The organism is Pseudomonas sp. EL_65y_Pfl1_R83, assembly GCF_963970695.1.
GTDB lineage: Bacteria > Pseudomonadota > Gammaproteobacteria > Pseudomonadales > Pseudomonadaceae > Aquipseudomonas > Aquipseudomonas tritici.
Genome location: NZ_CAXAQI010000176.1, coordinates 1 through 569 on the forward strand (window position 1 = coordinate 1; position 569 = coordinate 569).

Sequence of the window (569 nt, forward strand, 5' to 3'; positions counted from 1 at the left end):
TGTCGCCGCAGGACATGGGCGCCACACTGATCGAGCGGCTTCGCACGGACGAGGCAGCGGCCCGCGCGCGCAAGGACGCGCTGTATGATCAAGCCGGCCGCGCGGATGCATCGGTGCGTCTCGATGCCGTGCAGGGCGTGCGTAACAACGTGGTGTCCGCGCTGGAGGACGCCGGGATCGTCATTGACCCGCAGCTGACGCCGGCCGCCAACCGGATGCTCGACGAGCTGCAGCGCCTATCCCAACTCAACATTCCGAACCGGGCGCAGATTGCGCGCCCCGCCGCGCAAGGCGACGATCTCGTTGGCGTGACCGTGCAGGGCATCGAGCAGGCCCGCAAGCGGCTGGTCAGTCTGCGCAGCGCCGCCAGCAACGATTCCGATCGGCGTGCTGCGCGGATGGTGATGGATCGCTTCGATCAATGGCAGTCGGACGCCTTTGAGAATGCGTTGATTGCCGGCGATGATGCTGCGCTTCGAGCCTTCCGGGATGCGCGCGCCGCGAATACGCAGTGGCGGCAGCGTTTTTTCAGCGATGAGAATGACGCCGGCCGGTTCATCAATCGCATC

Annotated in this window: 1 protein-coding gene; it reads left to right on the forward strand. The window is 66.1% G+C overall.

Translation table 11 applies throughout. The features are described 5' to 3' along the window. Positions 1 to 569 (forward strand): hypothetical protein (locus AACY08_RS28270; RefSeq protein WP_339472397.1); only part of this gene is annotated, 569 nt, incomplete at both ends.